Origin of the sequence: Mycolicibacterium austroafricanum (genome assembly GCF_902705885.1) — a bacterium.
GTDB lineage: Bacteria > Actinomycetota > Actinomycetes > Mycobacteriales > Mycobacteriaceae > Mycobacterium > Mycobacterium vanbaalenii_A.
The window spans coordinates 78,996-105,979 of record NZ_CACSIP010000013.1 but is presented as its reverse complement, the minus strand read 5'-3'; the positions used below and the strand labels follow the sequence as shown (position 1 = coordinate 105,979).

Genomic DNA, 26,984 nt, shown 5'->3' with positions numbered 1-26,984 from the left:
CAAGATTGGAGGCGATGGACAGCGTGACCGAACCCGACCAGCAGAACGTGGATACGCCCGAGGCGGCGGATCCGGACCCGTCGTCCGGCGATGCCTCCCCTGGCCTCGAGGCGGTGCTGATGGGTGCTGTCGACGAGGCCCGCGCGGCGATCGTCGAGTTCAGCGGGGAGGACACCGTCGGCGAGTACCTCGGCGCCGGCTTCGAGGATCCGACGGCGGCCACCCACCGCTTCCTGGCCCAGCTGCCGGGCTATCAGGGGTGGCAGTGGGCGGTTGTCGTCGCCGCATGTCCCGGAGCGGCGCAGGCCACCATCAGCGAGGTGGTGCTGGTGCCGGGCCCGACCGCGTTGCTCGCACCGAAATGGGTGCCCTGGGACGAACGGGTCCGGCCCGGTGATCTGGGCCCCGGTGATCTCCTCGCCCCAGCGACCGACGACCCCCGCCTGGCGCCGGGCTATACGGCGACCGGGGATCCGCAGATCGACGACGTCGCCGTCGAGGTCGGGCTGGGACGTCGACAGGTGCTGAGCCTGTGGGGTCGTCACGAGGCCGCGCAACGCTGGCACGACGGCGACCACGGGCCCGGGTCGTCGATGGCCAGGGCCACCAGGCGGTTGTGTCGCGACTGCGGTTTCTATGTGCCTCTCGGTGGGGCACTGGGTGTGATGTTCGGCGTGTGCGCCAACGAATTGGCTTCCGACGGTCACGTGGTCGACGCCGAGTACGGATGCGGCGCACACTCGGACACTCCGGCGCCCGCGGGGACGGGGTCGCCGGTGCACGACCCGTACGACGACGGGGTGCTCGACGTGGTCGAGCCCGCCGACAGTTAGCTCTCCGCGGCCGCCTTGATGCGGGTCAGCGAGGCGTTCATGCCCTCGACGAGTTCGTCCTCGAAGCTGGGCACACCACCCATCACGGAATTGACCAGGAAGTTCGACACCGCTGTCGTGCCGTTCTCGGCGTGGCGCGTCTCGACCAGCCGGGTGCCCGACTCGGTGGGCTCGAGTTCGTAGCTCCAGACGGTGTGGTTCTCGTTGACCCGAAACGCCAGCTTCTGCTCGGGGATCAGCTCGGTGATGCGACTCGTGGTCGGCCAGAACAGCAGGCCGCGCCGGTTGACGTTGACGGTGCGCGCGCCTTGGCGCAGCCCTCCGATCGGTTTCATCAGGCGACACTGCGGGCTCCACTGCGGCATCTTGCTCAGATCGGAAACCAGGGCCCATACCTTGGAAACCGGGGCGTTGATGTCGATCTGGGCTTGCAGGACGGGTGCTGCCATCGCTTCTCCTAGGTGAGGCCGCTCTGGGCGCCACGAGACCCGCGACGCACGGCGTGACGTTGCCACAGAAATATCGAGGTGCCAAGAACGCCGACACCCAGCCCGGCGATCGTGATCGGCCGCCAGTCGTGCAGCGGGCTCACGGTGAACGCCAGCACTGCCGCGGTCAACCAGCCACAGGTGATGGCCACGATGACGGGCCACGGCGCGAGCAGCGCCGTGGGCAGCGCGGGAGGCTCCGGGGGTCGATGGTCGCTGGTCACTGCGTTCAACGTAGTCGATCGATGAACGGCGCTCGAGACCAACTGGGTAGTCTCCACGTTGTGAGTGCCGTCGGATCTGTTGTCGATGGTGACGAAAACGCGTGATGGCCAACGTGATCGACGTCGCCGACCCGCGCGACTCCCGGCTCGACGATTTCCGGGACCTCAACAGCGTCGACCGGCGGCCGGACCTGCCGACCGGCAAAGGGCTGGTGATCGCCGAGGGTGTCTTGGTGGTGCAGCGCATGCTCGCCTCCCGGTTCACGACGCGGGCGTTCCTCGGCACCGAGCGGCGGCGAGTTGAACTCGGTGCCGACCTCGACGGTGTGGCCGCGCCGTTCTACCGGGTGACCGCAGAGGTGATGGCCGAGGTCGTCGGATTCCATCTGAACCGGGGGGTGCTCGCCTCGGCGTCGCGTGCGACCGAGCTGACGGTGCCGCAGGTGCTCGCTGGCGCCCGAACCGTCGCGGTCCTCGAAGGTGTCAACGACCACGAGAACCTCGGTGCCGTCTTTCGCAACGCCGCGGGACTCGGAGTGGATGCGGTGATCTTCGGCAGTGGATGCGCCGACCCGCTGTACCGGCGCGCTGTCCGGGTGTCGATGGGACACGCGTTGCTGGTGCCGTTCGCCAGGGCGCAGGAGTGGCCGGCCGATCTGGAACTGTTGCGGGAAGCCGATTTTCAGTTGCTGGCGATGACGCCCGACCCGGGCGCGCTGTCGCTGGCCGAGGCGATGCCGGGGCTGGCGGCGCAGCGGGTGGCCGTCATGGTCGGTGCGGAGGGTCCGGGCCTGCAGGAGCGGACGATGCGATCGAGCGATGTCCGCGTGCGGATCCCGATGTCGCGGGGGACCGACTCGCTCAACGTGGCGACAGCCGCGGCGCTGGCCTTCTATGAGCGGGATAGGCTCGGCGGGGTGGGGGAGCAGTGACACCCGACGAGCGCTTGCGCGAGGAGCAATGACCGACGATTCCAAGCCGTGGGCAACAGGGCTGACGGTGGCGGCGTTTGTCGCCGCCGTGATCGGATCGGCGATCGTCGTGCTCAGCATCGGGTTGACGCGGGTGCATCCACTGCTCGCGGTCGGGCTGAACCTCGTCGCCGTCGGCGGCCTGGCCCCGACGGTATGGGGGTGGCGCACGGTGCCGGTCTGGCGCTGGTTCGTGCTCGGAGCAGCTGTCGGCGTCGGGGTTTCCTGGATTGCGCTGTTAGCGCTGGCCGCCGCTGGAACGAACGCCTAGCAGCACGTCTTCCCACGCCGGGACGGCAGGCCGGCCCTTCTTGGGGCGTGGCGGCTTTGTCGTCGGGGGCGGCTCGGGTGCCTCGGCCGGCGGCGTCAGGGGGGTGTCCGGCTCATCGAGAGCCAGTTGCGCCACCGGCGCCAGGGGCCGCAGGGGACGGGCGAAGCTCGGGTCGATCAGCTCGCAGGCCGCATCATCGAAGGCGGTGACGGTGCCGCCGTGTGCCCCCGGGGCGAACCGGAAGTGTGCCTGCAGGTCGGACCGGCCGGCGGTCCATGACATCTGCACGGTCCAGCGACCGTCCTCGTTGCGCCAGGCGTCCCAGTTGGTGACGTCGGGGTCGAGGCCGCGGGCGACCAGTGCGGTGGTCACGGTCTCCAGCAGGGTCAACACCGACGGTCCGTCGGCGAGCACCGGATGCGCGGCGGTGGCCAGTTCGGCGGCGCGGGCACGCTCCAACAGAACCGGGTGGGCGAATCGCTCGACGCGGGAGATGTCCATGCCGGACGCCGACGCAACCTGCTCGACCGACGCGCCCGAGCGGATCTTTGCCTGAATCTCTTTGGGGCGCAACACGTTTTTGGCCTCGACCTCGATCGTGGTTTGGTTTGAGCCGACTTGATCACCGCGCACAGCGGCCTTGAGGCGCTCGTCGGAGCGCAGGATGAACTTCTCCGTGGAGTCGTCGGTCTCGCAGATGATCCGTCGGCTGTCGACGTCGAGTCCTAGGACCCTGAGTTCCCGCATTGCGACCTCCTCCGGGCTGATGTCAAACCCGATACGCAGGTGACCCTACTGCGTTATCAGTCCGTAACCGAGGTGACACGCGGCAGCCGCTCGCCACCTTCTGTCGCGGCTAAAGCCGCTCGCCACCTTCTGTCGCGGCTAAAGCCGCTCGCCACCTTCTGTCGCGGCTAAAGCCGCTCCACCACAAAGTCGACGCACGCAGTCAGCGCGCTCACGTCGTCCGGCTCGACCGCGGGGAACATCCCGACGCGGAGTTGGTTGCGGCCGAGCTTGCGGTACGGCTCGGTGTCGACGATGCCGTTCGCACGCAGGATCTTGGCGACAGCCGCGGCATCGACGGCCTCGGTGAAGTCGATGGTCCCCACGACCTGCGAGCGCAGCTTCGGGTCGGTGACGAACGGCGTCGCGAACGGTGACGCCTCCGCCCACGAATACAGCCGCCCCGAGGAATCCGCGGTGCGCGCGGTGGCCCAATCCAGACCACCGTTGCCGAGTAGCCAGTCGATCTGTTCGGCCAGCAGCACCAGCGTGCCGATGGCCGGGGTGTTGTACGTCTGGTTCTTGACGCTGTTGTCGATGGCGATCGGCAGAGACAGGAACTCCGGCACCCACCGTCCCGAACCGGCGATCGCCTCCACGCGGGCGAGCGCTGCCGGAGACAGCAGCGCGATCCACAGGCCCCCGTCGCCGGCGAAGTTCTTCTGCGGTGCGAAGTAGTAGACATCGGCGTTGTTGACGTCGACCGGCAGGCCGCCGGCCGCGGAGGTGGCGTCGATCGCGATCAGCGCGTCACCCGCACCCTCGGGGCGCACCACCGGGACCGCGACGCCGGTGGAGGTCTCGTTGTGTGCCCATGCGATCAAATCGACGGAGGGGTCCGACACCGGTTCGGGCGCACTGCCGGCATCCGCCTTGACGACGATCGGGTCGCCGACGAACGGGTTCTTGGCCACGGCTGAGGCGAACTTGGCACTGAACTCGCCGTAGGTGAGGTGCAGTGAGCGCTTGTCGATCAATCCGAACGCCGCGGCGTCCCAGAACGCGGTGGATCCGCCGTTGCCGAGGACCACCTCATAGCCCTCGGGCAGGGAGAACAGTTGGCGCAGTCCGTCGCGCACGCGGCCCACCAGGTTCTTCACCGGCGCCTGCCGGTGAGAGGTGCCGAACAACTCGCCGGCGGCGGCCAGCGCCTGCAGTTGTTCGGGCCTGACCTTGGACGGTCCGCAGCCGAAGCGGCCGTCTGCGGGTTTGAGCCCGGGCGGGATGATCAGGGAAGACTCAGAAGTCGACGCGTCGGCCATGCGACCAGCCTAAGTTCCGCCGTCCGGTCCGCCGAGCGTGGGTCCCGGGTACACAAGACGCTCCAGCTGCGAGCACAGGCCCCACGGTCGAGGCCACAGTGCCGCCCATCGCATGTGATCTGGCTCACATGTGACGCAGGTAACCCCGGGCGGCCACACTGACGCAAAACGGCCTGTTCAATTCCTGGGACCACGGGTACTGTTCTTGGACAGCGACCGGACGAATGTAAACCTCACGGGAGGCTCAAGATGGCTGTCAAGGAAGCTCGAACGCCGATCATCCGGCGCTGGCGCAAGAACATGGAGATCGGCGACAGCCCTGAGGACCGGGAGTACGTCGACATGCTGACCATCCTGTCCGAGGGCTCGGTGCGGCGGAACTTCAATCCGTACACCGACATCGACTGGGATTCGCCCGAGTTCGAGGTGGTTCCCGGCGACACCCGCTGGATCCTGCCCGGCACCGACCCGATCGGCCGCCACCCCTGGTACAAGTCGCAGTCCGTCGAGCGGCAGATCGAGATCGGGATGTGGCGCCAGGCGAACGTGGCCAAAGTCGGCCTGCACTTCGAGTCGATCCTGATCCGCGGGCTGATGAACTACTCGTTCTGGGTTCCGAACGGCTCCCCGGAATACCGGTACTGCCTGCATGAATCGGTCGAAGAGTGCAACCACACGATGATGTTCCAGGAGATGGTGAACCGCATCGGCGCTGACGTGCCGGGTATGCCGCGGATGCTCAAGTGGCTGTCGCAGTTCATCCCGCTGGCCGCCGGCCCGCTACCCATCCCGTTCTTCTTCGGGGTGCTCGCCGGCGAGGAGCCCATCGACCACACCCAGAAGAACATCCTGCGGGAGGGAAAGACGCTGCATCCGATCATGGAGCGCGTGATGGCCATTCATGTGGCCGAGGAGGCCCGCCATATCTCGTTCGCCCACGAGTACCTGCGCAAGCGGGTTCCGCACCTGCCGCGCCGCAAGCGCTTCTGGCTGTCACTGCACGTGCCGATCATCATGCGGGTGCTGTGTCAGGCGATCGTGAAGCCACCGAAATCCTTCTGGAAGGAATTCGACATCCCGCGCGAGGTCAAGCGAGAGCTGTTCTTCCGGTCACCCGAGTCGCGGCAGTTCCTGCGTGACATGTTCGGCGATGTCCGGATGCTGTGCCACGAGACGGGGCTGATGAATCCGGCTGCCAAGCTGATGTGGCGGGCCTGCCGGATCGACGGACCGCCCAGCCGCTACCGCAGTGAGCCGGCCCGTCAGCACGTGGTGACCGCCGCCTAGGTGGTCATCGCCCGGCCACCTCATCTCGGATAGGAACCCAGGGTTTCCCATGCCTCACGTCATCACCCAGTCGTGCTGCAGCGACGGGTCGTGTGTTTATGCATGCCCCGTCAACTGCATCCACCCGTCCCCCGACGAGCCGGGCTTCGCCACCGCGGAGATGCTCTACATCGATCCGGTGGCGTGCGTCGACTGTGGTGCCTGCGTATCCGCCTGTCCGGTCGGTGCGATCGCTCCGGATACCCGACTGACCGACACGCAGCTGCCGTTCATCGAGCTGAACGCGGCGTTCTATCCGAAGCGGGAGACCAAGCTGCCGCCGACTTCCAAGCTCGCTCCGGTGCTCGAGGCGCCGGTGGTGCACCCGCGGCCGGGCGGCCCGCTCCGGGTCGCCGTTGTGGGATCGGGTCCCGCGGCGATGTATGCCGCCGACGAACTGTTGACGCAGCAGGGCGTTCGGGTCAACGTCTTCGAGAAGCTCCCGACGCCCTACGGCCTGGTACGCGCGGGTGTGGCACCCGACCATCAGAGCACCAAGAGGGTGACCAAGCTCTTCGAGCGCGTTGCCCGACTGCCCGGGTTCTCCTTCTATCTCAACTGCGAGGTGGGGTCGGACCTCACCCACGACGAACTTCTCGAGCACCATCACGCAGTGCTGTACGCGGTCGGCGCCCCCGACGACCGTCGTCTCGACGTGCCGGGGATGGGGCTGCCCGGGACGTCGACCGCGACCGAAATCGTGGCCTGGTTCAACGGGCATCCGGAGTACGCCGGGCTGCCCGTCGACCTCAGTGGCGAACGTGTCCTCATAGTGGGCAACGGGAACGTGGCGCTGGACGTGGCGCGCATCCTGACGACTGAACCGGATGCCTTGGCGCGCACCGACATCGCCGACCATGCTCTGGACGCCCTGCGAGCGTCCCAGGTACGGGAGGTGGTGATCGCAGCCCGCCGCGGACCGGCAGCGTCAGCCTTCACCCTGCCCGAACTCATCGGTCTGACGTCGGCGTGCGAGGTGGTACTCGACACCGCCGACCACGATCTGGTGATCCGCGATCTCGCACACGAAGCCGACCCGTTGACCCGCAACAAGCTCGAGATCCTGGCCGGACTGGGCCAGGCCTGCGACTCCCGGGGGGGACGGCCCAGAATCCGGTTGACCTACGGGCTGACGCCCAAGCGGGTGCTCGGTGAGCACGCGGCCACCGGGGTGGAGTTCGCAGTGACGGGCACCGACGAGGTCCGCGAGATCTCCGCCGACCTGGTGCTGACGTCGATCGGGTACCGCGGCAAGCCGATCCGCGGTCTGCCGTTCGACGACGTCGCCGCGGTGGTGCCCAACGACGGCGGCCGGGTGCTCGATCCGCAGACCAGCCGCCCGGTGCCGGGCAGCTTTGTCGCGGGGTGGATCAAGCGCGGCCCGACGGGGTTCATCGGGACCAACAAGTCGTGCGCCGCCCAGACGGTCCACAACCTGGTCGCCGACTACAACAACGGGCTGTTGACCGACCCCGTCCACAAGGTCGCCTCGCTGGACCGGTTCGTGCGGGGTAGGCAGCCCGCGGTCGTCGACGCCGCCGGGTGGAAGGCGATCGACGACGCCGAGATCGGCCGCGGCGGCGAACTGCGACCTCGGGTCAAGTTCACCACTGTCGCCGGCATGGTCGAGGCCGCGGCCTGCGCACCTTCGCCGCCGGTGCATCAGCGACTGCTCGCCGGTCTCCGGCGCTGAACCGTCACCTGCGCCCAAGCTCGACCTGAAATTCGGTCTGTACGACTCGGATCCGAACACTCCCGAATTGGTGCGCACCCCGAAACCGGACAGCATCGCCGCGTTCAGTGGAATCGCCGCGGCGTCCTACGGACTGCCGTGGTGGCTGCTCGGGCAGTACGTCCCGAATGCGGTGACGAGCTAGCCTTCGCTGCCCATGTTCGCGGTCATCTCGGCGAAGTCGACCTCGCGCACCGTCTCGGCCAGCGACCACTGGTGACCGAACGGATCGCGGACCACGCCGTAGCGGTCACCCCAGAACTGGTCCTCGAGGGGATTCACCACGGTGGCACCGGCATCGAGCGCCCGCTGGAACCGTCCGTCGACGTCGCGACCGTGCAGGTGCAGGGTCACCGGTGAGCCGCCCAGCGCGGTCGGGGTGGTCGACTTGCCGTCGTTGAACTCGGGGAAGTCATCGTTGAGGAACACCATGGAACCGTTGATCTGGAACGCCGCGTGCATCAGCTTGCCGCCGGGTCCGGGCAGCCGCGCCATCTCCTCGGCACCGAACGCCTTGGCGTAGAAGTCGAGCGCGGCGGCTGCGTCGTCGACGACGAGGTGCGGCACCAGCATCGGCTGGTTGGCTTCAGGGCTGACGGCCATGGGGTCTCCTCAACAGATCGGGATGGGACGTGGATAGAGACCAGCCGGGCGGAGGAAACTCATCGGGGGCTTCAGACCACCGAAAATCCGGCAGGCAGGTCCGCCCGCCCCGTCAGCGCGAGCAGCACCTCGGGTCCGTGACCCAGCCGGACGCCGATGCGGGCCGCCAGCGTCGCGGCTTCGGTCAGTACCTCGTCCGGCGCTACGAACTCGACCCCGACGGCGCGGGCGATGTCCGTTCCGTGCACGGCCAACTCGAACGTCCGGGTCGGCAGGTAGCTGTCGAGCCGGATGCCCAGACCGCCGATCACCTCGATCAGTGGGTCGCCGGCCCGGTCCAGATCGGAACGCACCCGCGCCACCAGCGTGTCGATCGTGGCAGCCGGATCCGCGCCCAGGTCACGCCCGGCCTGCCGGCCCCGCTCGACGATGGCTGAGGACGCCATCCCTGCGGCGACGTCGCGGATCTTCGCGTAGTAGTCGGCCGCGTCGAGCACGTCTTCGCGCTCGGCGGCGGTCTGCAGATAGCTGCTCACCGTGACCAGGGACCGGGACGTGTGGCCGACCAGTGAGCGCAGATCCCAGTCGCCCAGGCCCGGTCCGTCCCAGCAACCGTCCGGAATTCGCCGCACCAGCGCCGCGAAACTGTCTGCCGCCGAGGCGAACACCACCCGCGGTTGGCTACCGGTCATGTCAGCCGAGTAGATCCCAACCCTCGACCGACTCGGGCTTTCGCGGCGCCGGCCCGACATAAATCGCCGACGGCCGCACCAGCTTGCCGAGCCTCTTCTGTTCGAGAATGTGTGCGCACCATCCTGCGGTGCGTCCACACGTGAACATCGCGGGCATCATGTTCGGCGGCACCTGCGCGAAGTCGAGGATCACCGCCGCCCAGAACTCGACGTTGGTCTCGATGGCGCGGTCGGGACGGCGCTCCCGCAGCTCGGTGAGCGCGGCCTGCTCCAACGCGGCGGCCACCTCGTACCGCGGCGCCGCGAGCCGCTGGGCGGTGGCACGCAACACCCGCGCCCGCGGATCCTCGGCCTGGTACACGCGGTGGCCGAAACCCATCAGCTTCTCGTTGCGGTCAAGGATGCCCTTGACCACCGAGCGTGCGTCGCCGGTCTGCTCGGCCTCTTCGATCATCGGGATCACCCGAGCCGGAGCGCCACCGTGCAGCGGCCCACTCATCGCCCCGATGGCACCTGACAGCGCGGCGGCCACGTCGGCGCCCGTCGACGCGATGACGCGGGCGGTGAAGGTGGAGGCATTCATCCCGTGTTCGGCGGCGCTCACCCAATAGGCGTCGATGGCCTCGACGTGGCGAGGATCAGGCTCGCCCTGCCATCGGGTCATGAATCGTGCTGTGACGGTCTGACATTCGTCGACCGTGCGTTGCGGCACCGCGGGTTGATAGATGCCGCGCGCAGACTGGGCGACGTAGGACAGTGCCATCACCGAGGCGCGTGCGAGCTGGTCGCGCGCCGTCTGGTCGTCGATGTCCAGCAGCGGGGGATAACCCCAGATCGGCGCCAGCATCGCCAGGCCCGCCTGAACGTCGACGCGGACGTCGCCGCTGTGGATCGGCAGGGGGAACGGTTCGGCAGGAGGCAGGCCGCGCCCGAACCGGCCGTCGACCAGCAGCCCCCAGACGTCACCGAAAGTGACCCGGTTCGCGACCAGATCCTCGATGTCCACGCCGCGGTAGCGCAGGGCGCCGCCGTCTTTGTCCGGTTCGGCGATCTCGGTCTCGAACGCCACCACGCCCGCCAACCCTGGAGCGAAATCTTTCGGCACCGCAGTCATGGGCCGATTCTTGCACCCCGCCCCGTCGGCCTCGTCGTCAGTCTGTCCGCCGGCGGTAGCGTTGTCACGTGGGCACTTCTGATCACCTGGCCGGGATGCGGGTGGAATACGGGTCGGTGGAAAAGGACGGCAGCAGCGACCTGGACGTCGGCTGGCTCGACGCCGGCTGGGTGGCGCTGCTGAGCACCTGGATGTCGGAGGCCGAACAGGGGGGTGTCGCCGAGCCCAACGCGATGGTGGTCGGCACCGTCGATGCCGGGGGACGGCCGGTCACCCGCACGGTGCTGTGCAAGAGCGTGGACGAATCCGGCATCTCGTTTTACACCAACTACGACTCCGACAAGGGCGAGCAGCTGGCCGGCACTCCCCACGCGTCGGCGACGTTCCCGTGGTATCTGCTGGGCCGCCAGGTGCACGTGCGCGGCCCGGTCACGAAGGTGTCGCCCGAGGCGACGGCAGCGTACTGGGCCAACCGGCCGCGGGGGTCGCAGCTCGGCGCCTGGGCTTCGCTGCAGAGTCGGCCGATCGCGTCGCGGGCGGCGCTGCTGCGACGACTGGCCGACGTCACCGAACGGTTCGCCGACGTCGACGACGTCCCGGTGCCGCCGCACTGGGGTGGCTACCTGATCGCCCCCGAGGCGGTCGAGTTCTGGCAGGGCCGGGAGAACCGGGTGCACAACAGGATTCGGGTCTGCGATGGAAGGGTCGAACGCCTGCAGCCCTGAAGCGTCCCGCTGAGCGGTACAACATGTCCGGGGGTGCCATTTTCTCACTGAATTCATAGGCGGCCGAGATAGCATCCAGAGGTGGCTGAAGTCAGGGGGGAGCCGGCCCTCGGTCTGCGCGAGCGCAAGAAACGCCGGACTCGCGCCACCCTGATCGACGCGGCCGTCGCCCTGTGCGACCGGCAAGGTTTCGACGGCACCACGGTCGACCAGATCGCCGCCGTCGCCGATGTGTCACCGCGCACGTTCAGCCGTTACTTCGCCACCAAGGATGCCATCGCCACGGCGTTGATCGACGAGGTCCTCTCGACGGTGGCCCGCGAACTCGTGCGTCTACCGCGCGAATTGGGCCAGTTCGAAGCACTGCGGCGCGCGTACATCGCGATGGCCCAGGGCACCCGGCGGGCGCCCGCCGGTGCGCTGACCTCGGATCGGCTGCTGCAGATCATGCGCATCATCGTGACCTCCCCGGCACTGCGGCATGCGGCAACCGAATACCGGGCCAGTGCCGTGGACACCGTGATGGCGCAGCGCCTGGGTACCACCGTCGGCGACCGGCGGATCAAGCTGATCGCTGCGGTCTGGGCGGCAGTTCTGATGACCGCGCTGACCGAGTTGACCGATGATCTGACCACGGGAGGCAGGGTCGAGATCGACGACATGGTGGCCGTCCTCGACCTCACCTACGCCGAGTTCGCCGGTGAAATCGCCGGCCTCGGACAGGCCGTCTGACCCCCTGTCCGCCCCCCGCGGGCGTGACTGGTGCAATGGGACTACCTTTTGTAGGCAGACTCAGCGATTCCCCGACAGATCCAATAGAAGCAAGAAGGGATCCCAGTGGCCGATAACGCCGAAGCCGGGCAGGAACATGCCACCCTGAAGTACCCAGGTGGCGAGCTCGACCTTGACATCGTCGAGGCCACTGAGGGCGCGGATGGCATCGCGCTGGGGTCATTGCTGGCCAAGAGCGGCTACACGACGTTCGACGGTGGTTTTGTCAACACCGCCTCGACCAAGAGCGCCATCACCTACATCGACGGTGACGCCGGCATCCTGCGGTACCGCGGATACCCGATCGAGCAGCTCGCCGAGAAGTCGACGTTCATCGAGGTCAGCTACCTGCTGATCTTCGGCGAACTGCCCACGGCCGAGCAGTTGGAGAAGTTCACCACCCAGATCCAGCGGCACACTCTGCTGCACGAGGACCTCAAGCGCTTCTTCGATGGCTTCCCGCGTAATGCGCACCCGATGCCGGTGCTCTCCAGCGCCGTCAACGCGCTGAGTGCCTACTACCAGGACTCGCTCGATCCGTTCGATCCCGGCCAGGTGGAGCTGTCGACCATCCGGCTGCTGGCAAAGCTGCCGACCATCGCGGCGTACGCCTACAAGAAGTCTGAGGGGCAGCCGTTCCTGTACCCGGACAACTCGCTGACCCTTGTCGAGAACTTCCTGCGGATGACCTTCGGTTTCCCCGCCGAGCCCTACGAGGTCGATCCCGAGATCGTGCGGGCTCTCGACATGCTGTTCATCCTGCACGCCGATCACGAGCAGAACTGCTCGACGTCGACCGTGCGGCTGGTCGGTTCGTCGCAGGCCAACCTGTTCACGTCGATCTCCGGTGGCATCAACGCACTGTGGGGCCCGCTGCACGGCGGCGCGAACCAGGCGGTGTTGGAGATGCTGTCGAAGATCCGCGACGGTGACGACGACGTGGCGACCTTCGTCAAGCGCGTCAAGGACCGCGAAGACAACGTCAAGCTCATGGGCTTCGGGCACCGCGTCTACAAGAATTACGATCCCCGCGCGCGCATCGTCAAGGAGCAGGCCGACAAGATCCTCGCCAAGATCGGCGTCCAGGATCCGCTGCTGGACATCGCCAAGGAGCTCGAGGAGATCGCGCTGACCGACGACTTCTTCGTCGAGCGCAAGCTCTACCCGAACGTGGACTACTACACCGGCGTGATCTATCGGGCCATGGGCTTCCCGACGCGGATGTTCACGGTGCTGTTCGCGCTGGGCCGGCTGCCGGGCTGGATCGCCCACTGGCGGGAGATGCACGGCGAACCCAACAAGATCGGCCGTCCGCGCCAGATCTACACCGGTTACACCGAGCGCGACTACTCGGACCTCGACAGCCGCTAGTCTCCGCGAGCGCGCACGTCTGCACGCCGACGCGCCGTAAACACTGTCATTCCGCGCGCGCTCGTCTGCGTCGAACGTCACAACTCTGTCGCTTGCCGACAAACAGTTGTACTTTCACAATAGTTGTGTGAATGAAACCGTCGCGGCGATGACGCCCAGGCGCAAGGCCATCATCCTGGTCTCCTGCTGCCTGAGCCTGCTCATCGTCTCGATGGACGCGACCATCGTCAACGTCGCGATCCCGGCGATCCGCACCGACCTGTCCGCCTCGCCGGCACAACTGCAGTGGGTCGTGGACATCTACACGCTGGTGCTGGCCTCGCTGCTGATGCTCGCGGGCGCGGCCGGGGACCGCCTCGGTCGCCGGCGGGTGTTCCAGACCGGTCTGGCGCTCTTTGCCATCGGTTCGCTGGCGTGCAGCCTGGCGCCGTCCATCGACGCGCTCATCGGCGCCCGCTTCCTGCAGGGGATCGGCGGATCGATGCTCAACCCCGTTGCGCTGTCCATCATCTCGCAGATCTTCACCGGCCGCGTGGAGCGAGCACGCGCGTTGGGAGCCTGGGGCGCGGTGGTCGGGATCTCGATGTCGCTCGGTCCGATCGTGGGCGGGTTGCTCATCGAAACCATCGGCTGGCGCTCGGTCTTCTGGATCAACCTGCCGATCTGCGCGGTGGCCATCCTGCTGACCGCGTTGTTCGTGCCGGAGTCCAAATCGGGCACCATGCGCAACATCGACCCGGTCGGACAGGGCTTGGCCGTGCTCTTCCTGTTCGGGGTGGTCTTCGCCCTCATCGAAGGTCCCGTGCTGGGCTGGACCAGTGCCCGGGTCATCGCCATCGCCGCTGTCGCCGCGGGTGTCTTCGCGGCCTTCCTGCGGTACGAATCGCGGCGTACCGACCCGTTCCTCGATCTGCGATTCTTCCGGAGCATCCCTTTCAGCGCGGCGACGGTGACCGCCGTCAGCGGCTTCGCCGCGTGGGGTGCGTTCCTGTTCATGATGTCGTTGTACCTGCAGGGCGAACGTGGTTTCTCGGCGATGCACACCGGGCTCGTGTATCTGCCGATCGCGCTCGGTGCGTTGCTGTTCTCCCCGTTGTCGGGACGTCTGGTGGGCCGCTACGGTGCCCGGCCGTCGTTGGTCGTGGCGGGGGTGTTGATCTCGGTGGCCGCGGTGATGCTCACCTTCCTGACCGCGACGACGCCGGTATGGTCGCTGCTGGTGATCTTCACCGTCTTCGGCATCGGCTTCTCGATGGTCAACGCGCCGATCACCAACGCCGCGGTGAGCGGTATGCCGCTCGACCGTGCGGGCGCGGCCTCGGCGGTGACGTCCACCAGCCGCCAGGTCGGTGTGAGCATCGGTGTCGCGCTCTGCGGTTCGGTTGCCGGCCCGGCGCTGGCGATGGACGGCACCGACTTCGCGACGGCGGCGCGACCGCTGTGGTTCATCTGCGCGGCAATGGGATTGGTGATCCTGGTGCTCGGCCTGTACTCGACGTCGCAACGTGGCCTGCGCTCGGCGCAACGGTTGGCGCCGCTGATCGCCGGTCCGTTACTTCCTCCGAAGGAGGCGCATGTCCAGTAGACAGCTCGCCGACGCGGTGTGGAAAGACCTCGCCGCATTCGTCCTCGATCACCAGGATGTCTGGAAACATGCGGTCGTCGAGCGATCGGGGTTGCCGTTCAGCAGGATCCGGATCCTCAAGCGTCTGAGTCGATCCCCGCTGACAGTGAAGCAACTCGCTGCGGCCGCCACCGTCGACGCGCCCGCGGCCACGGTGGCCGTCAACGATCTCGAGGATCGCGGGCTCGTGGCGCGGCGGACGGACCCCACGAACCGCAGGTGCAAGGTGGTTTCGCTGACCGTCGCGGGCAGCGACATGCTCGGCATGATCGACGATGTGCGCAATCCTGCTCCTGAGGTCCTCGCCGAACTCGACGATCACGACGTCGCGACCTTGCGGGCGATCCTGGACAAGTTGAGCGCGCGTTAACGCTGCAGCACGGCCATCGCGGCGTTGTGGCCGCCGATGCCCGACACGGCACCGCCGCGTCGAGATCCCGATCCGCACAACAAGATCCGGTCATGGGCCGTCGCCACGCCCCACCGCTGCGCCGGCGTCTGCAGCGGCTCGTCGTCCTCGGCGAACGGCCACGTCAGCGCGCCGTGGAAGATGTTGCCGTTCGTCATGTTCAGGGAGCGCTCGAGGTCGAACGTCGTCTTGGCCTCGATGCACAACCTGCCCGCGGAATCCTCCATCAGCACATCCTGAATGGGTTCGGCGAGCACGGAGTTCAACGATGTGAGCACCGCCGAGGTCAGCGAATCGCGGATCCGCTCGGGTGTCCCTGAACGCGCCAGGCTGTGGGGGGTGTGCAGCCCGAACACGGTCAGTGTCTGAGCGCCGGCGGCACGCAGCGCGTCGGAGAGGATCGTGGGGTCGGCCAGCGAATGGCAGTAGATTTCACAGGGCAGCGGGTCGGGCACGGAGCCAGCCGCGGCCTGGTGGTACGCGGTGTCGAGATGGCTGAACGTTTCGTTGATGTGGAAGGTGCCGCCGAAAGCCTGTTCCGGCGTGACGGTTTGATCGCGCAGCCGCGGTAGGCGTCGCAGCATCAGGTTGACCTTGATCTGCGCGCCGGGGGCCAGTTCGGGTTCGGCTGTGCCGAGCAGCCGGGCCAGGACGGCGGGCGTCACGTTGGCCAGCACTCGGTCGGCGACGACTCGATGCTCGGCGTCGCCGCTTCGGTATCGCACCTGGCCGTCCGGTTCGATCGCGAAAACATCGGCGCCGGTGATGACTTCGGCGCCGAACCCGGTGGCGGCGGCCGCCAGCGCCCCGCTGACAGCGCCCATCCCGCCGATCGGCACGTCCCAATCCCCGCTTCCCCCGCCGATCAGGTGATACAGAAAGCACACGTTCTGGCGCAACGATTCGTCGTCGACCCGGTCGAACGTGCCGATCAGCGCGTCGGTCGCCATCACCCCGCGCACCAGGTCGCTGCCCACCGCCGCGGTGATCGCCTCGCCGATGGGACGGTCGATCATCGCCTGCCATGCGGCGTCTGCGTCTGTTCCACCGTCGGCGACGACTGCCCGGCGCAGGTCGGCGCGGGTGCGTAGCGGCTCGGTCATCGTCGGCCACAGGCGTGAGGTCACCGTTGCGGCGCGGCGGTAGAAGTCGTCGAAACCGGGCTCGTCGGCGGCTGCCCCGACGGCGCCGAAGGTCGACTCGGGCCCGATCAGCAACCCGGTCCGCCCGCCGTCGCCCGGGTCGGGGGTGTAGGAGGAGTACCGCCGACGGGACAGCCTGATCCGGACGCCGAGGTCGTCAACGATGCTCTTCGGCAGCAGGCTGACGAGGTAGGAGTAGCGCGACAGGCGCGCCTCGACCCCCTCGAAGGCGTGCGCCGACACCGCCGCTCCGCCCACGTGGTCGAGGCGCTCGAGCACCTGGACACGGCGACCTGCCCGGGCCAGATACGCCGCGGCGACCAGGCCGTTGTGTCCGCCGCCGACGATGACGACGTCAGTCTGCGTCACCGGCTGCGCCCCGGTCAGCCGAGGTAGCCCTCGACCTCGCCGGCGGGGCGCACCTGCGCGTCCCGGGGATCGCCGCCGCTGTTCCGCAGCGCGCGGCGCTGACGCAGCAGGTCCCAGCACTGGTCGAGTTGCACCTCGATCGACTGCAGCCTGCGGTGCTCCTCGGATTCGTCGATCTCGCGGTGCTGCAGCTTGTCGCGTAGCTCGTTCTCCTGGCTGATCAACTCGTTGACGCGGTCCAGGATGTCTCTGTCGGATGCCACCTGACCAGTCTGCCGGATGGCGGCGCCCACCCCAAGGACTGTCGACAAACCGACGGTCTCGGTGATCATCGGCGAGCTCGGTGTCGCGAAAGGCTGCTGCTACCAGAGGATGTCCCTGCGGCCCCCGCCGCCCGCGATGAGCGTTCTCGTCGATGACGGCATGCCGTGTGACCTCGCAGTAGGGTGACGTGGTGGCTACCAAACCAGAAATCGACTTCCCCGACGGCCCCGCCCCGACCGAATTGGTGATCGAGGAGATCGTCGTCGGCGACGGCATCGAGGCCGTCCCGGGTGCCAATGTGGAGGTGCACTACGTCGGCGTCGAGTACGACACCGGCGAGGAATTCGACAGCTCGTGGAACCGGGGCGAGTCGATCGAGTTCCCGCTGCGTGGACTGATCCAGGGATGGCAGGACGGCATCCCCGGCATGAAAGTCGGTGGGCGACGCAAGCTGACCGTTCCGCCGGCGCAGGCGTACGGACCGGCCGGGGGCGGGCACCGACTCTCCGGCAAGACGCTGATCTTCGTCATCGACCTGCTGGCCACGCGCTGACACTCCGCCGGAACGGTATTCCACGCGGTCTCGGCGCCGGATTTCCCGCCTGGAATACCGTTCCGGCGGAGCTGAACTAGCGCGGGCCGGGGAGTCGCAGCAGCAGCCGCGCCCCGCCCAACGGGCTGGCCTCCAACGTCGCGGTGCCGCCGTGCAACTCGGCCTGCTGGGCCACCAGCGCGAGGCCCAGTCCCGAGCCCGAGTGTGACGCGGTGGACCCGCGGGAGAACCTGTCGAACACCACGGTGCGTTCCTCCTCGGGCACCCCGACACCGTCGTCGTCGATGGCGATCTCGACCCCGGCCCGCGAGCTGACCGCCGACAGCTGCACCCGGGTGGCGCCGCCGTGCTTGACGGCGTTGGCGATCGCGTTGTCGATCGCCAGTCGCAGGCCGGCGGGCAGGCCGACGATGATCACCGTCGGCGCCGGTACCAGCGACACATCCAGGTCGGGGAAGACCCGCATCGCGTCGAAAGCGGCCCGGTCGAGCAGTTCGGTGATGTCGACCGGAACGTGGTCGTCCTGGGTGGACAACTCGCCCTGCGCGAGACGTTCCAGCGCTCCCAGCGTGGCCTCGATGCGGGTCTGTGTGCGGATGACGTCACCGACGACTTCCTTGCGCTGGTCCTCGGCGAGGTCCAGCGTCGAGAGCACCTCGAGGTTGGTGCGCATCGCGGTCAGCGGTGTCCGCAGCTCATGCGCCGAGACCGACGCGAAGTCCCGCGCCGAGTCCAGCGCGGCCTTGGTATTGCCCTGTTCCTTCCAGATGCGCTGCAGCATGCCGTTGACGGCGTCGGCGATCTCCACCGCCTCGCTGGCGCCCCGCACCTCGACATCGGGCGCTTCGTCGCCTGCGTCGATCTGGCGGGTCTGCTGGGCCAGCCGTTTGAGCGGTCGCACCGCAAACGCCGCGAGCAACCAGCCGAGCAGGGTCGCCGCGCCCACCGAGAACACACACAGGATCAGCACTCTGCGATGCAGGTTGTTGGTGTCGGCGATGGTCGCGTCGTAGGTCGCGCCGACCGCCACCGACATCGGCTCCGGCACCCGGATGTCGACCGTGCGCACCCGGTAGCGGACATCCCCGACATAGGTGTCGGCGTAGCCGGGTTCCAGCTGCGGCAGCACCACCTTGGAGTTCGAGGTCTCCGGGCCGCCGGGGCGGCGCACCGTGATGATGACGTCCTCGTCGTTGGGTGATGGTGGGATCTCGTCGAGGCCGCGGGGCAGGAACGGAACGGCGAAACCGGCAGCCTCATCGAGCCGCCGGTCGAGGCGTTCCTTACGGTCATTGGTGATGCCGATCCACACCACGCTGCCGACGATGACGACGACGATCGCCGCGCCTAGCGCGGTGGCCAGCGCGACGCGGGTGCGCAGCGACGGGGTGCGCCGGAAGATCCGCGACAGCGCGATCACGACTGTGGGTTCTTCGCGCAAGCGCTCATCACGGCAACCTACTGCTGTCTGAGGACGAACCCCACGCCGCGGACGGTGTGCAGCAGCCGCGGTGCCCCATTGGCCTCGAGTTTGCGTCGCAGATACCCGATGAAGACATCGACGACGTTGGTGTCTGCCGCGAAGTCGTAACCCCAGACCAGCTCGAGCAGCTGGGCGCGGGACAGCACGGCGGTCTTGTGCTCGGCGAGCACCGCGAGCAGGTCGAACTCCCGCTTGGTCAGATCGACGTCGACCCCGTCGACCCGCGCCCGCCTGCCGGGGATGTCGACCTCGAGCGGGCCGACCGCAATGGTCTCCGACGAGAACGTCGCCGTCGAGCCCCGCCTGCGCAGCAGCGCCTTCACCCGAGCCACCAGCTCGGCCAGCACGAACGGCTTGACCAGGTAGTCGTCGGCGCCGGCCTCCAGCCCCGCCACCCGGTCGTCGACCGACGAGCGCGCCGACAGCACGCACACCGGCACATCGTTGTCCATCGCGCGCAGCGCGGTCACCACCGAGACGCCGTCGAGCACCGGCATGTTGATGTCGAGCACGATCGCGTCGGGACGGGTCTCGGTCGCGCTGCGCAACGCCTCGGCCCCATCAACCGCGGTGAACACCTCGAACCCGGACAGTCGCAGTCCCCGCTCCAGCGAGGCCAGGACGTCGGGATCGTCGTCGACCACGAGCACTCTGGGCGACCCCACACCACTGTCCATGCCTGCAATCTTGCCCGATGCGAGGCCCAGGCTGGGGGAGGCTGTGCGTTCGGCGGCGCCAGCGCACGAGATCCGACTATTGGCGCTGTCTGCCCGCACCAGCCCGGCAAAACCCGGACCTCGTCATCGAATGATCACCGATCACCGCCGGGGAAGGCTTTGACCTCATCCATCGTTGAGGTTCTACGGTGAAAACATGAGTTTGGAAACGGTGGCCCGGCAATCGCTGTACCGGCAGACGCGGGCGCGGGGCGGAGATCTGCGATCGCTGACCGACCGCCGCCTGCTGCGCCGGATCTGGCGGTTCGCCGCGCGGCATCACCGCAGGCTGGCCGTGTTCCTGGGGGTCAGCGTCATCGGCGCGGTACTGACCGTGGTGACGCCCCTGTTGGCGGGGCGTGTCGTTGATGAGATCACCGGGGCGGGCAGTTCGGCGGTGGTCGTGGCGCTGGCCGTGGTGATCGCCGTTGTCGCTGTCGCCGAAGCGGGCGTGTCGTTGGTCACGCGCTGGTTGTCCTCGAGGATCGGCGAAGGTCTGATCCTCGATCTGCGCACCGCGGTCTTCGACCACGTCCAGCGGATGCCGGTGGCATTTTTCACCCGAACAAGAACCGGCGCTCTGGTGAGCCGGCTGGGCAATGACGTGATGGGCGCTCAGCGGGCGTTCTCCGACACGCTGTCCGGGGTGGTGTCCAACCTCGTCACGCTGACGCTGACGCTGGCGGTGATGCTGAGCATCTCGTGGCAGATCACGTTGGCCTCGCTGGCGCTGATGCCGCTGTTCCTGATTCCGGCCCGTCGGATCGGCGTCACGATGGCCCGGCTGTCGCGGGAGGCGGCCGCGCACAACGCGACGATGAACACCCAGATGACCGAGCGGTTCTCCGCGCCGGGGGCGACGCTGGTGAAGCTGTTCGGCGACGCGACCAGCGAATCCCGGGAGTTCCGGGTGCGGGCCGGGCGGGTGCGCGACATCGGGGTGCGTACCGCGATGCTGCAGGCGACGTTCATGAACTCGCTGACGCTGATGTCGGCGCTGGCCCTGGCGCTGGTGTACGGACTGGGCGGGGCGCTGGCCATCGGCGGGCAGCTGCAGGCCGGCGCGATCGTGTCGCTGGCGCTGCTGCTCACCCGGCTGTACGCGCCGCTGACCGCGCTGGCCAATGCGCGGGTGGAGGTCGCCACCGCGTTGGTCAGCTTCGAGCGGGTCTTCGAGGTGCTGGATCTGGTTCCACTGATCCGGGAGCGGCCGGGTGCGACCGTCGTCCCGGCCGGGCCGGATCACGCGGGGGTCGCCGTGGAATTCGATTCTGTCCGGTTCTCCTACCCGGCCGCGGACAAGGTGTCGCTGGCCTCGCTGGAGGAGGTGGCCGAGCTGGACGACCGTGGCGGCGAGGAGGTGCTGCACGGCATGTCGTTCACCGCCCAGCCGGGTCAGATGGTGGCGCTGGTCGGATCCTCCGGAGCCGGCAAGTCCACGACGGCGGCTCTGCTGGCGCGGCTGTACGACGTCGACTCCGGCGCCGTGCGGCTGAACGGGGTCGACGTGCGCGACCTGACGTTCGCGTCGCTGAAGGACACCGTCGGCATGGTCACCCAGGACGGCCACCTGTTCCACGAGTCGATCCGGTCGAACCTGTTGTTGGCCGCGCCACACGCGACCGACGACCAGCTGTGGGAGGCGCTGGACCGGGCCCGGCTCGCCGACCTCGTCGCCGACATGCCCGACGGGCTGGACACGGTGGTGGGTGAGCGCGGCTACCGGCTGTCCGGTGGGCAGCGGCAGCGGCTGACGATCGCGCGGGTGCTGCTGGCGTCCCCGCAGGTGGTGGTCCTCGACGAGGCGACGGCGTCGCTGGACTCGGAGTCGGAGGTCGCGGTGCAGCAGGCGCTGGCGGAGGCGCTGGCCGGCCGGACGTCGATCGTCATCGCCCACCGGCTGTCCACGGTGCGGGCCGCCGACGTGATCCTGGTCGTCGAGGACGGACGGATCGTGGAGCGTGGCACCCATGAGCAGCTGCTGTCCCGCGGCGGCCGGTACGCCGAGCTGTACCGCACCCAGTTCGGCACCTCCCGCCGGAACTGTGTTCCGCGTGGTCCTCACTCGCCTTCTTGCGCACGGAATGCAATTCCGGCGGAGGGGTTAATCGGTTGCGCGCAATGGGAAGATGTTCTAAGTGAGTGACTCCTTGAACGCGCTTCGGGCTGCGCCCGCAATCGGCCCGCCGGCCAGGCGTGTCAGGCCCAGCTCGGACCTGTGGCGGATGCTGCCGTACCTGATGCCCTACCGGGTGCGCTGGATCGCGATGATCGTCACCGCGCTCGCCAGCCTGGGCGCCACCGTGGCCATCCCGCTGATGACGAAGGCGGTCATCGACGGCCCGGTCCGTCATCAGGACCAGCAGGGGCTGTGGGTGGTCGGCGCCGCGGCGATGGCGGTGGGCGTCGCCGAGGCGGTGCTGTGGTTCATCCGGCGCTGGCTGGTGTCGCGCGCGACGATGGGTGTCGAGGCCGACATCCGCAAGGACCTCTATGCGCGGCTGCAGATCCTGCCGATGTCGTTTCACGGCCGGTGGCAGTCCGGTCAGCTGCTGTCGCGGATCATGAACGATCTGGGCACGATTCGCCGGTTCATGTCGTTCGGGCTGATCTTCCTGATGCTCAACGTCCTGCAGATCGTGGTGGTCACCTCGATCCTGCTGGCGATGTACTGGCCGCTCGGGGTGGTCGTGCTGGTGTCGATCGTCCCGATCACGCTGACGGTGCTGCACTTCCAGCAGGAATACACCCGGCTGTCGCGACAGGCCCAGGACCAGGCCGGCCACGTGGCCACACACGTCGAGGAGTCGGCCCTCGGTCTTCGGGTCGTCAAGTCGTTCGGCCGCGAGGACTACGTCTACCAGCGGTTCGACGACCAACTCACGGATCTGTACGACACCCAGGTGCGCCGGGTGTCGGTGTCGGCGAAGTTCTGGACGTTGTTGGAGATCATCCCGAACCTGACGCTGATCGTCGTGCTCGGTTTCGGCGCATACGCCGCCGGCCACGGGTACGTCACGATGGGCACGCTGGTCGCCTTCATCACGATGATGTTGTCCCTGGTGTGGCCGATCGCCTCGTTGGGTTTTCTGCTGTCGATGACGCAGGAGTCCTTCACCGCGGCCAACCGCATCGCCGAGATCTTCGACGCACCCCGCGACATCACCGACGGCCCACGGGACCAGACGCCGCGAGGCGGGCGGCTCGAGCTCATCGACGTCGGCTTCAAGTTCCCCGCGTCCGGCGGGCCGGACGAAGCAGCGGGAGCCGAGGACTGGGTGCTGCGACACGTCACCGTCACCGTCGAACCCGGGGAGACGCTGGCGCTCGTCGGCGCCACCGGTGCGGGCAAGTCGGTGCTGATCGGACTGATCTCGCGGTTGTACGACGTCAGCGAAGGGGAGATCCGCATCGACGCCCAGGACATCCGCGAGTTGTCCCTCGATGCGCTGCGGGACGCGGTGGCCACCGCGTTCGAGGATCCGACGCTGTTCTCGATGTCGGTCGCGGAGAACCTGCGGCTGGGTCGTCCGGGCGCCACCGACGCCGAGCTGCGCCAGGCGATCGACGTGGCCGCGGCGCAGTTCGTCTACGACCTGCCGTTCGGCTTGGACACCCGCATCGGCGAGCAGGGGATGAGCCTGTCCGGTGGTCAGCGCCAACGGCTTTCGCTGGCCCGCGCGATCCTGGCTGATCCGAGGATCCTGGTGCTCGACGACACGCTGTCCGCGCTGGACGTCCATACCGAGGCGGTGGTCGAGGAGGCGCTGCGCCGGGTGCTCCATGACGTGACCGGCATCGTGGTGGCGCACCGGGCGTCGACGGTGATGCTCGCCGACCGGGTGGCGTTGCTGCAGGACGGCACCATCACCCACGTCGGTACCCACGCGGAGATGCTCAGCGAGGTTCCCGAATACCGGTACCTGCTGGCCGCCGACGACGAGCTCGACGACGGCGCCGAGCGTGATTGTGTCTGGGAGGCCGACAAGCCGGTCGCGCGGATCGAAGGCGATGACGACGATGCGCGTTCGCAGCTCGAAGACCGAGTGCTGGAGGGCCGGTGAGCGCGCGCGAGGAGAAGACGACCACCGACGAGCGCTCGCGCGAGGAGAAGACGACCACCGACGAGCGCTCGCGCGAGGAGAAGACGACCACCGACTGGCGCGGCAAGTTCGACGAGCAGGGTGACCTGCCGATCGATGAGACGGTGCCGCGACGGCGCGAAGCGCGGGCGCTGCTGGGTTCGCTGCTGCGGCCGTACAAGTGGAGCTTGTCGGCACTGGCCGTCGTCGTCGTCGTGGAGAACGTTGCCCGGCTGTCGGTTCCGCTGCTGGTGCAGAAGGGCATCGACGACGGGATCCCGCCGCTGGTCGACGGGGGCCCGGCGAACACCCTGCTGATGATCGTCGGCGCGTTGTGCGCCGTGGTGGTGGTGCAGGCGGTCAGCCGGATGTTCTTCCTGCGTCGTTCCGGGCGCATCGGCCAGAAGGTGCTGCGTGAGCTGCGCCGGCGGGTGTTCCGCCATTTCGGCCGTCTGGACATCGCGTTTCACGACCGCTACACCTCCGGCCGGGTGGTGAGCCGATCCACCAACGACGTCGAGGCCATCCAGGACATGCTGGAAACCGGGTTCGACAGCCTGATCACCGCGGTGCTCACGCTGTTCGGCACCGCGGTTCTGCTGGTGGTGCTCGACGCCAAACTCGGGCTGATGTGCCTGGCGGCATTCCCCGTGCTGGTGGTGCTGGTCTGGTGGTTCCACGATCGCTCGTCGAAGATCTACCGCGAGGTGCGCGAGATCTCGGCGCTGGTCATCGTCCAGTTCGTGGAGACGATGACCGGGATCAAGGCGGTCCAGGCCTACCGGCGCGAGCCGCGCAACCAGGAGATCTTCGAAGACGTCGCCGACCGCTACCGGGTGATCAACGAGAAGACGTTTCGGCTGCTGGCGGTGTTCATGCCGGGCGTCAAGCTGGTCGGCAACCTGACCACCGGGGTGGTGCTGCTCTACGGCGGCTACCGGGTGCTGCAGGGCGAGATGACGATCGGCACGCTGACCGCGTTCCTGCTCTACCTGCGGATGTTCTTCGAGCCGATGCAGGAGATCTCGCAGTTCTTCAACACCTTCCAGTCAGCCTCGTCGGCGCTGGAGAAACTCGCCGGCGTGCTCGCCGAGAAGCCGGGCATCAGGGACCCCGAGCACCCCGTCACCCTCGACCCGGTCCGCGGCGAGATCGCCTTCGACGACGTGTATTTCGAGTATGCACGGGGCCGGCCGGTGTTGCCCGGCCTGGACCTGGTGGTGCCGGCAGGCCAGACGGTGGCCCTGGTCGGCACCACGGGTGCGGGCAAGACGACGATCGCCAAACTGGTCACCCGGTTCTACGACCCGGTGTCGGGATCGGTGACGCTCGACGGGGTGGACCTGCGCCAGATGACACAGGCCGAACTGCGCCGCCACGCGGTGATGGTGACGCAGGAGAACTTCATGTTCGACGGCACCGTCGCCGACAACATCCGCTTCGGTAGACCGGATGCCACCGACGAAGAGGTCCGGGGCGCGGCCGAGGCGGTGGGCGCGCACAGCTTCATCGAGGCCCTGCCCGAGGGATACGACACCGACGTCGCCAAGCGGGGCGGGCGGCTGTCGGCGGGGCAGCGGCAGCTCGTCGCGTTCGCGCGGGCGTTCCTGGCCGATCCCGCGGTTCTGATCCTCGACGAGGCGACGTCGTCGCTGGACATTCCGAGCGAGCGGATGGTGCAACGGGCCCTGGAGACGGTGTTGGCCGACCGGACCGCGCTGGTGATCGCCCACCGGTTGTCGACGGTGCAGATCGCCGACCGGGTGCTGGTGCTCGAGCACGGCCGCATCGTCGAGGACGGGTCGCCGGAAGAGCTCACCTCCCGTGAGGGCGGCCATTACGCCGCACTGCACCAGTCGTGGGTGCAGTCACTGGCCTGACCGCCTCACGCGGTTTCTGCTCCGGACACGGCGCGTCAGGTGTACCTGTGACGGGTGTTAATGGATGATGCAGAAGTGGTTAGCATCGGCGCGATCGACGAGAGGCCGACGGCTCGAGCCGGCACTGTGGCAGTAGCACTCGCAGAACAGCCGGCGGCACAGCCCGACACGGCGCAGGAACAACCCGAACCTCGGCAGGAACCGACCCCGAAACCGGCCCGTCCACCGCGGGACTACGCCGCCGAGTTCGGGCGGTTCGCGACCACCGCCGGCTCGGCGATGTCCCGCTTCGGTGTGCGGGTGGCCCGATTCGGTGCGGCCTTCGTCAAGGCCTTTGCCCGCCTCGTCACGTTCGGGTGGCGCATCGTCGCCGAGATACCGCCCGCGCTTCGGCTGTTCGGTGCCCTCGCGCTGTCGGTGGTGTTGAGCGTCTTCGGGTCGGTGACGTTCGACGGCGCGCTCGGAACGATGTTCGCCGTCGTGCTGGTCCCGTGCTTCTCGCTTGCGCTCGGCGTCGTCGCTCACAAGTGGTACGCCGTGCCCGGTGAGGAAGCCGTGCCCGGTGAGGACGCCCACCACGTCGCCCGTCCGACCGGCGAGCTGGAGCGCTCCGTCGAGTTCGTCGACACCAAGCTGGCGTTCGCCCTCAACTCGTTCGGCACCGAGCGGCATCAGCAGGCCGTGATCGCGCTGATCCAGGCCAAGACCGCCACCGAGCTCGCGAGGTCGACAGCGCCAGTGGCCGTCCCGTCCGCCAGGCCGCGGATCAGAGACGGTGGCACGCCGACGATTTCGCGGCAGGTCGCCGCTGCGGACCCGGAACGTTCATGAACGAGCCGATCACCGGATCGGTGGCGCTCGTGGAGGACGAGTACACGCTCGTCATCAACCGGGGCGCGGGAGCGGGCGTGGCGCCCGGCATGGTCTTCGCGGTGTTCTCGGGGACGGGCCAGGTGGTCACCGATCCGGAGTCCGGCCGCGTCCTGGGAAGGCTGTCCGAGGAGACGGTCCGGGTGAAGGTGTTCGACGTCCATGAATTGTTTTCTCGTGCCGAGACTTTCAGCATCGACGTCCCCCGGTCACCCGGCAGGCCCAAGGGCGATTTCCTCGACGCCGGGAAGAACCAGCTCCTCGGCGTCGCGGCGACACCGATCGCCAACGGCGTGGCCGAACTCGCCCGCCTTGCCGGTGACGCGCTCCCACAGGACCTGTCGGTCGCGGCCTCCGGTGACGTCGTCACCGTGAACGTGGGCGACGCCGTCGAACTCGTGCTCTAGTACCTCCTCGTTGGGG

General features: G+C 68.0%; 27 protein-coding genes. 16 read left to right on the top strand and 11 right to left on the bottom strand.

The features are described 5' to 3' along the window. Positions 1-14: 14 nt before the first annotated feature. The gene (locus BEMPMBAN_RS11130; protein ID WP_159230447.1) at positions 15-833 is read left to right on the top strand and encodes a DUF3027 domain-containing protein; all 819 of its coding nucleotides are present in this window, start codon (positions 15-17) and stop codon (positions 831-833) included. Here BEMPMBAN_RS11130 and BEMPMBAN_RS11125 read toward each other — a convergent pair. Both BEMPMBAN_RS11125 and BEMPMBAN_RS11120 read right to left on the bottom strand, forming a co-directional pair. Next, positions 830-1,282: an SRPBCC family protein gene (locus BEMPMBAN_RS11125; RefSeq protein WP_159230446.1), complete on the bottom strand. Its 453-nt coding sequence runs from the start codon at positions 1,280-1,282 to the stop codon at positions 830-832. The genes BEMPMBAN_RS11130 and BEMPMBAN_RS11125 overlap by 4 nt on opposite strands. An 8-nt stretch (positions 1,283-1,290) precedes the next feature. Beyond that, entirely contained in the window at positions 1,291-1,545 is a 255-nt protein-coding gene (locus tag BEMPMBAN_RS11120) for a DUF2530 domain-containing protein (RefSeq protein WP_159230445.1), read from the bottom strand. 104 nt (positions 1,546-1,649) lie between these two features. Here BEMPMBAN_RS11120 and BEMPMBAN_RS11115 point away from each other — a divergent pair, with 104 nt between their 5' ends. Further along, the gene (locus BEMPMBAN_RS11115; RefSeq protein ID WP_159230444.1) at positions 1,650-2,477 is read left to right on the top strand and encodes a TrmH family RNA methyltransferase; all 828 of its coding nucleotides are present in this window, start codon (positions 1,650-1,652) and stop codon (positions 2,475-2,477) included. A gap of 28 nt (positions 2,478-2,505) precedes the next feature. Continuing rightward, positions 2,506-2,787: a DUF2537 domain-containing protein gene (locus BEMPMBAN_RS11110; RefSeq protein ID WP_159230443.1), complete on the top strand. Its 282-nt coding sequence runs from the start codon at positions 2,506-2,508 to the stop codon at positions 2,785-2,787. Here BEMPMBAN_RS11110 and sepH read toward each other — a convergent pair. Further along, positions 2,755-3,534 carry a septation protein SepH gene (sepH, locus tag BEMPMBAN_RS11105; RefSeq protein ID WP_159230442.1) on the bottom strand — a complete coding sequence of 260 codons (780 nt, stop codon included), beginning with the start codon at positions 3,532-3,534 and terminating at the stop codon, positions 2,755-2,757. The genes BEMPMBAN_RS11110 and sepH overlap by 33 nt on opposite strands. Before the next feature lie 167 nt (positions 3,535-3,701). Then, the gene (gene serC / locus BEMPMBAN_RS11100) at positions 3,702-4,835 is read right to left on the bottom strand and encodes a phosphoserine transaminase (RefSeq protein ID WP_159230441.1); all 1,134 of its coding nucleotides are present in this window, start codon (positions 4,833-4,835) and stop codon (positions 3,702-3,704) included. Positions 4,836-5,084: 249 nt separating this feature from the next. Here serC and BEMPMBAN_RS11095 point away from each other — a divergent pair, with 249 nt between their 5' ends. Beyond that, the gene (locus tag BEMPMBAN_RS11095) at positions 5,085-6,122 is read left to right on the top strand and encodes an AurF N-oxygenase family protein (protein WP_159230440.1); all 1,038 of its coding nucleotides are present in this window, start codon (positions 5,085-5,087) and stop codon (positions 6,120-6,122) included. Positions 6,123-6,171: 49 nt separating this feature from the next. Next, positions 6,172-7,854 carry an FAD-dependent oxidoreductase gene (locus BEMPMBAN_RS11090; protein WP_159230439.1) on the top strand — a complete coding sequence of 561 codons (1,683 nt, stop codon included), beginning with the start codon at positions 6,172-6,174 and terminating at the stop codon, positions 7,852-7,854. 180 nt (positions 7,855-8,034) lie between these two features. Here the strand turns inward: BEMPMBAN_RS11090 and BEMPMBAN_RS11085 are convergent, their stop codons facing one another. From BEMPMBAN_RS11085 to BEMPMBAN_RS11075, 3 genes are all read right to left on the bottom strand, one after another. Then, positions 8,035-8,496 carry a VOC family protein gene (locus BEMPMBAN_RS11085; RefSeq protein WP_159230438.1) on the bottom strand — a complete coding sequence of 154 codons (462 nt, stop codon included), beginning with the start codon at positions 8,494-8,496 and terminating at the stop codon, positions 8,035-8,037. Between the two features lie 71 nt (positions 8,497-8,567). Then, the gene (locus BEMPMBAN_RS11080; RefSeq protein WP_159230437.1) at positions 8,568-9,188 is read right to left on the bottom strand and encodes a maleylpyruvate isomerase N-terminal domain-containing protein; all 621 of its coding nucleotides are present in this window, start codon (positions 9,186-9,188) and stop codon (positions 8,568-8,570) included. Position 9,189: 1 nt separating this feature from the next. Then, positions 9,190-10,302, bottom strand: coding sequence for a citrate synthase 2 (locus tag BEMPMBAN_RS11075; protein WP_159230436.1), 1,113 nt, complete (start codon positions 10,300-10,302; stop codon positions 9,190-9,192). A 95-nt stretch (positions 10,303-10,397) separates the two neighbouring features. Here BEMPMBAN_RS11075 and pdxH point away from each other — a divergent pair, with 95 nt between their 5' ends. The 5 genes from pdxH to BEMPMBAN_RS11050 all read left to right on the top strand — a co-directional run bounded on the left by pdxH (position 10,398) and on the right by BEMPMBAN_RS11050 (position 15,163). Next, on the top strand, positions 10,398-11,027 hold the full coding sequence (gene pdxH / locus BEMPMBAN_RS11070; RefSeq protein ID WP_159230456.1) for a pyridoxamine 5'-phosphate oxidase: 630 nt from the start codon (positions 10,398-10,400) through the stop codon (positions 11,025-11,027). 81 nt (positions 11,028-11,108) lie between these two features. Further along, the gene (locus BEMPMBAN_RS11065; protein WP_159230435.1) at positions 11,109-11,759 is read left to right on the top strand and encodes a TetR family transcriptional regulator; all 651 of its coding nucleotides are present in this window, start codon (positions 11,109-11,111) and stop codon (positions 11,757-11,759) included. Positions 11,760-11,864: 105 nt separating this feature from the next. After that, on the top strand, positions 11,865-13,169 hold the full coding sequence (locus tag BEMPMBAN_RS11060; protein WP_159230434.1) for a citrate synthase: 1,305 nt from the start codon (positions 11,865-11,867) through the stop codon (positions 13,167-13,169). 148 nt (positions 13,170-13,317) lie between these two features. Beyond that, positions 13,318-14,754: an MFS transporter gene (locus BEMPMBAN_RS11055; RefSeq protein ID WP_200845943.1), complete on the top strand. Its 1,437-nt coding sequence runs from the start codon at positions 13,318-13,320 to the stop codon at positions 14,752-14,754. Next, a complete protein-coding gene (locus BEMPMBAN_RS11050; protein ID WP_159230432.1) occupies positions 14,744-15,163 on the top strand; it encodes a MarR family winged helix-turn-helix transcriptional regulator in 420 nt (139 codons plus the stop codon). Before BEMPMBAN_RS11055 ends, BEMPMBAN_RS11050 begins: the two co-directional genes overlap by 11 nt. On the opposite strand, the gene BEMPMBAN_RS11045 is transcribed toward BEMPMBAN_RS11050, so the two are convergent. Then, positions 15,160-16,713 carry a phytoene desaturase family protein gene (locus BEMPMBAN_RS11045; protein WP_159230431.1) on the bottom strand — a complete coding sequence of 518 codons (1,554 nt, stop codon included), beginning with the start codon at positions 16,711-16,713 and terminating at the stop codon, positions 15,160-15,162. The genes BEMPMBAN_RS11050 and BEMPMBAN_RS11045 overlap by 4 nt on opposite strands. 14 nt (positions 16,714-16,727) lie before the next feature. Next, positions 16,728-16,976, bottom strand: coding sequence for a DUF2630 family protein (locus BEMPMBAN_RS11040; RefSeq protein ID WP_159230430.1), 249 nt, complete (start codon positions 16,974-16,976; stop codon positions 16,728-16,730). A 191-nt stretch (positions 16,977-17,167) separates the two neighbouring features. On the opposite strand from BEMPMBAN_RS11040, the gene BEMPMBAN_RS11035 reads away from it, so the two are divergent. Further along, complete coding sequence (locus BEMPMBAN_RS11035; RefSeq protein ID WP_159230429.1) at positions 17,168-17,530, top strand: FKBP-type peptidyl-prolyl cis-trans isomerase; 363 nt, start codon at positions 17,168-17,170, stop codon at positions 17,528-17,530. Positions 17,531-17,606: 76 nt separating this feature from the next. Here the strand turns inward: BEMPMBAN_RS11035 and BEMPMBAN_RS11030 are convergent, their stop codons facing one another. After that, positions 17,607-18,950, bottom strand: coding sequence for a HAMP domain-containing sensor histidine kinase (locus BEMPMBAN_RS11030; RefSeq protein WP_159230428.1), 1,344 nt, complete (start codon positions 18,948-18,950; stop codon positions 17,607-17,609). A 38-nt stretch (positions 18,951-18,988) separates the two neighbouring features. Then, positions 18,989-19,699, bottom strand: a complete 711-nt coding sequence (gene prrA, locus BEMPMBAN_RS11025; RefSeq protein WP_163896415.1) for a two-component system response regulator PrrA — start codon at positions 19,697-19,699, stop codon at positions 18,989-18,991. Between the two features lie 187 nt (positions 19,700-19,886). Here prrA and BEMPMBAN_RS11020 point away from each other — a divergent pair, with 187 nt between their 5' ends. From BEMPMBAN_RS11020 to BEMPMBAN_RS32555, 5 genes are all read left to right on the top strand, one after another. Further along, a complete protein-coding gene (locus BEMPMBAN_RS11020; RefSeq protein ID WP_159230426.1) occupies positions 19,887-21,875 on the top strand; it encodes an ABC transporter ATP-binding protein in 1,989 nt (662 codons plus the stop codon). Further along, a complete protein-coding gene (locus tag BEMPMBAN_RS11015) occupies positions 21,868-23,793 on the top strand; it encodes an ABC transporter ATP-binding protein (protein ID WP_159230425.1) in 1,926 nt (641 codons plus the stop codon). The genes BEMPMBAN_RS11020 and BEMPMBAN_RS11015 overlap by 8 nt, the downstream gene beginning before the upstream one ends. Positions 23,794-23,918: 125 nt before the next feature. Beyond that, entirely contained in the window at positions 23,919-25,691 is a 1,773-nt protein-coding gene (locus BEMPMBAN_RS11010) for an ABC transporter ATP-binding protein (RefSeq protein ID WP_234897407.1), read from the top strand. A 126-nt stretch (positions 25,692-25,817) separates the two neighbouring features. Next, positions 25,818-26,522, top strand: a complete 705-nt coding sequence (locus BEMPMBAN_RS11005) for a hypothetical protein (protein ID WP_159230423.1) — start codon at positions 25,818-25,820, stop codon at positions 26,520-26,522. After that, the gene (locus BEMPMBAN_RS32555) at positions 26,519-26,968 is read left to right on the top strand and encodes a hypothetical protein (protein ID WP_234897404.1); all 450 of its coding nucleotides are present in this window, start codon (positions 26,519-26,521) and stop codon (positions 26,966-26,968) included. Before BEMPMBAN_RS11005 ends, BEMPMBAN_RS32555 begins: the two co-directional genes overlap by 4 nt. The last annotated feature ends 16 nt before the right edge of the window (positions 26,969-26,984 follow it).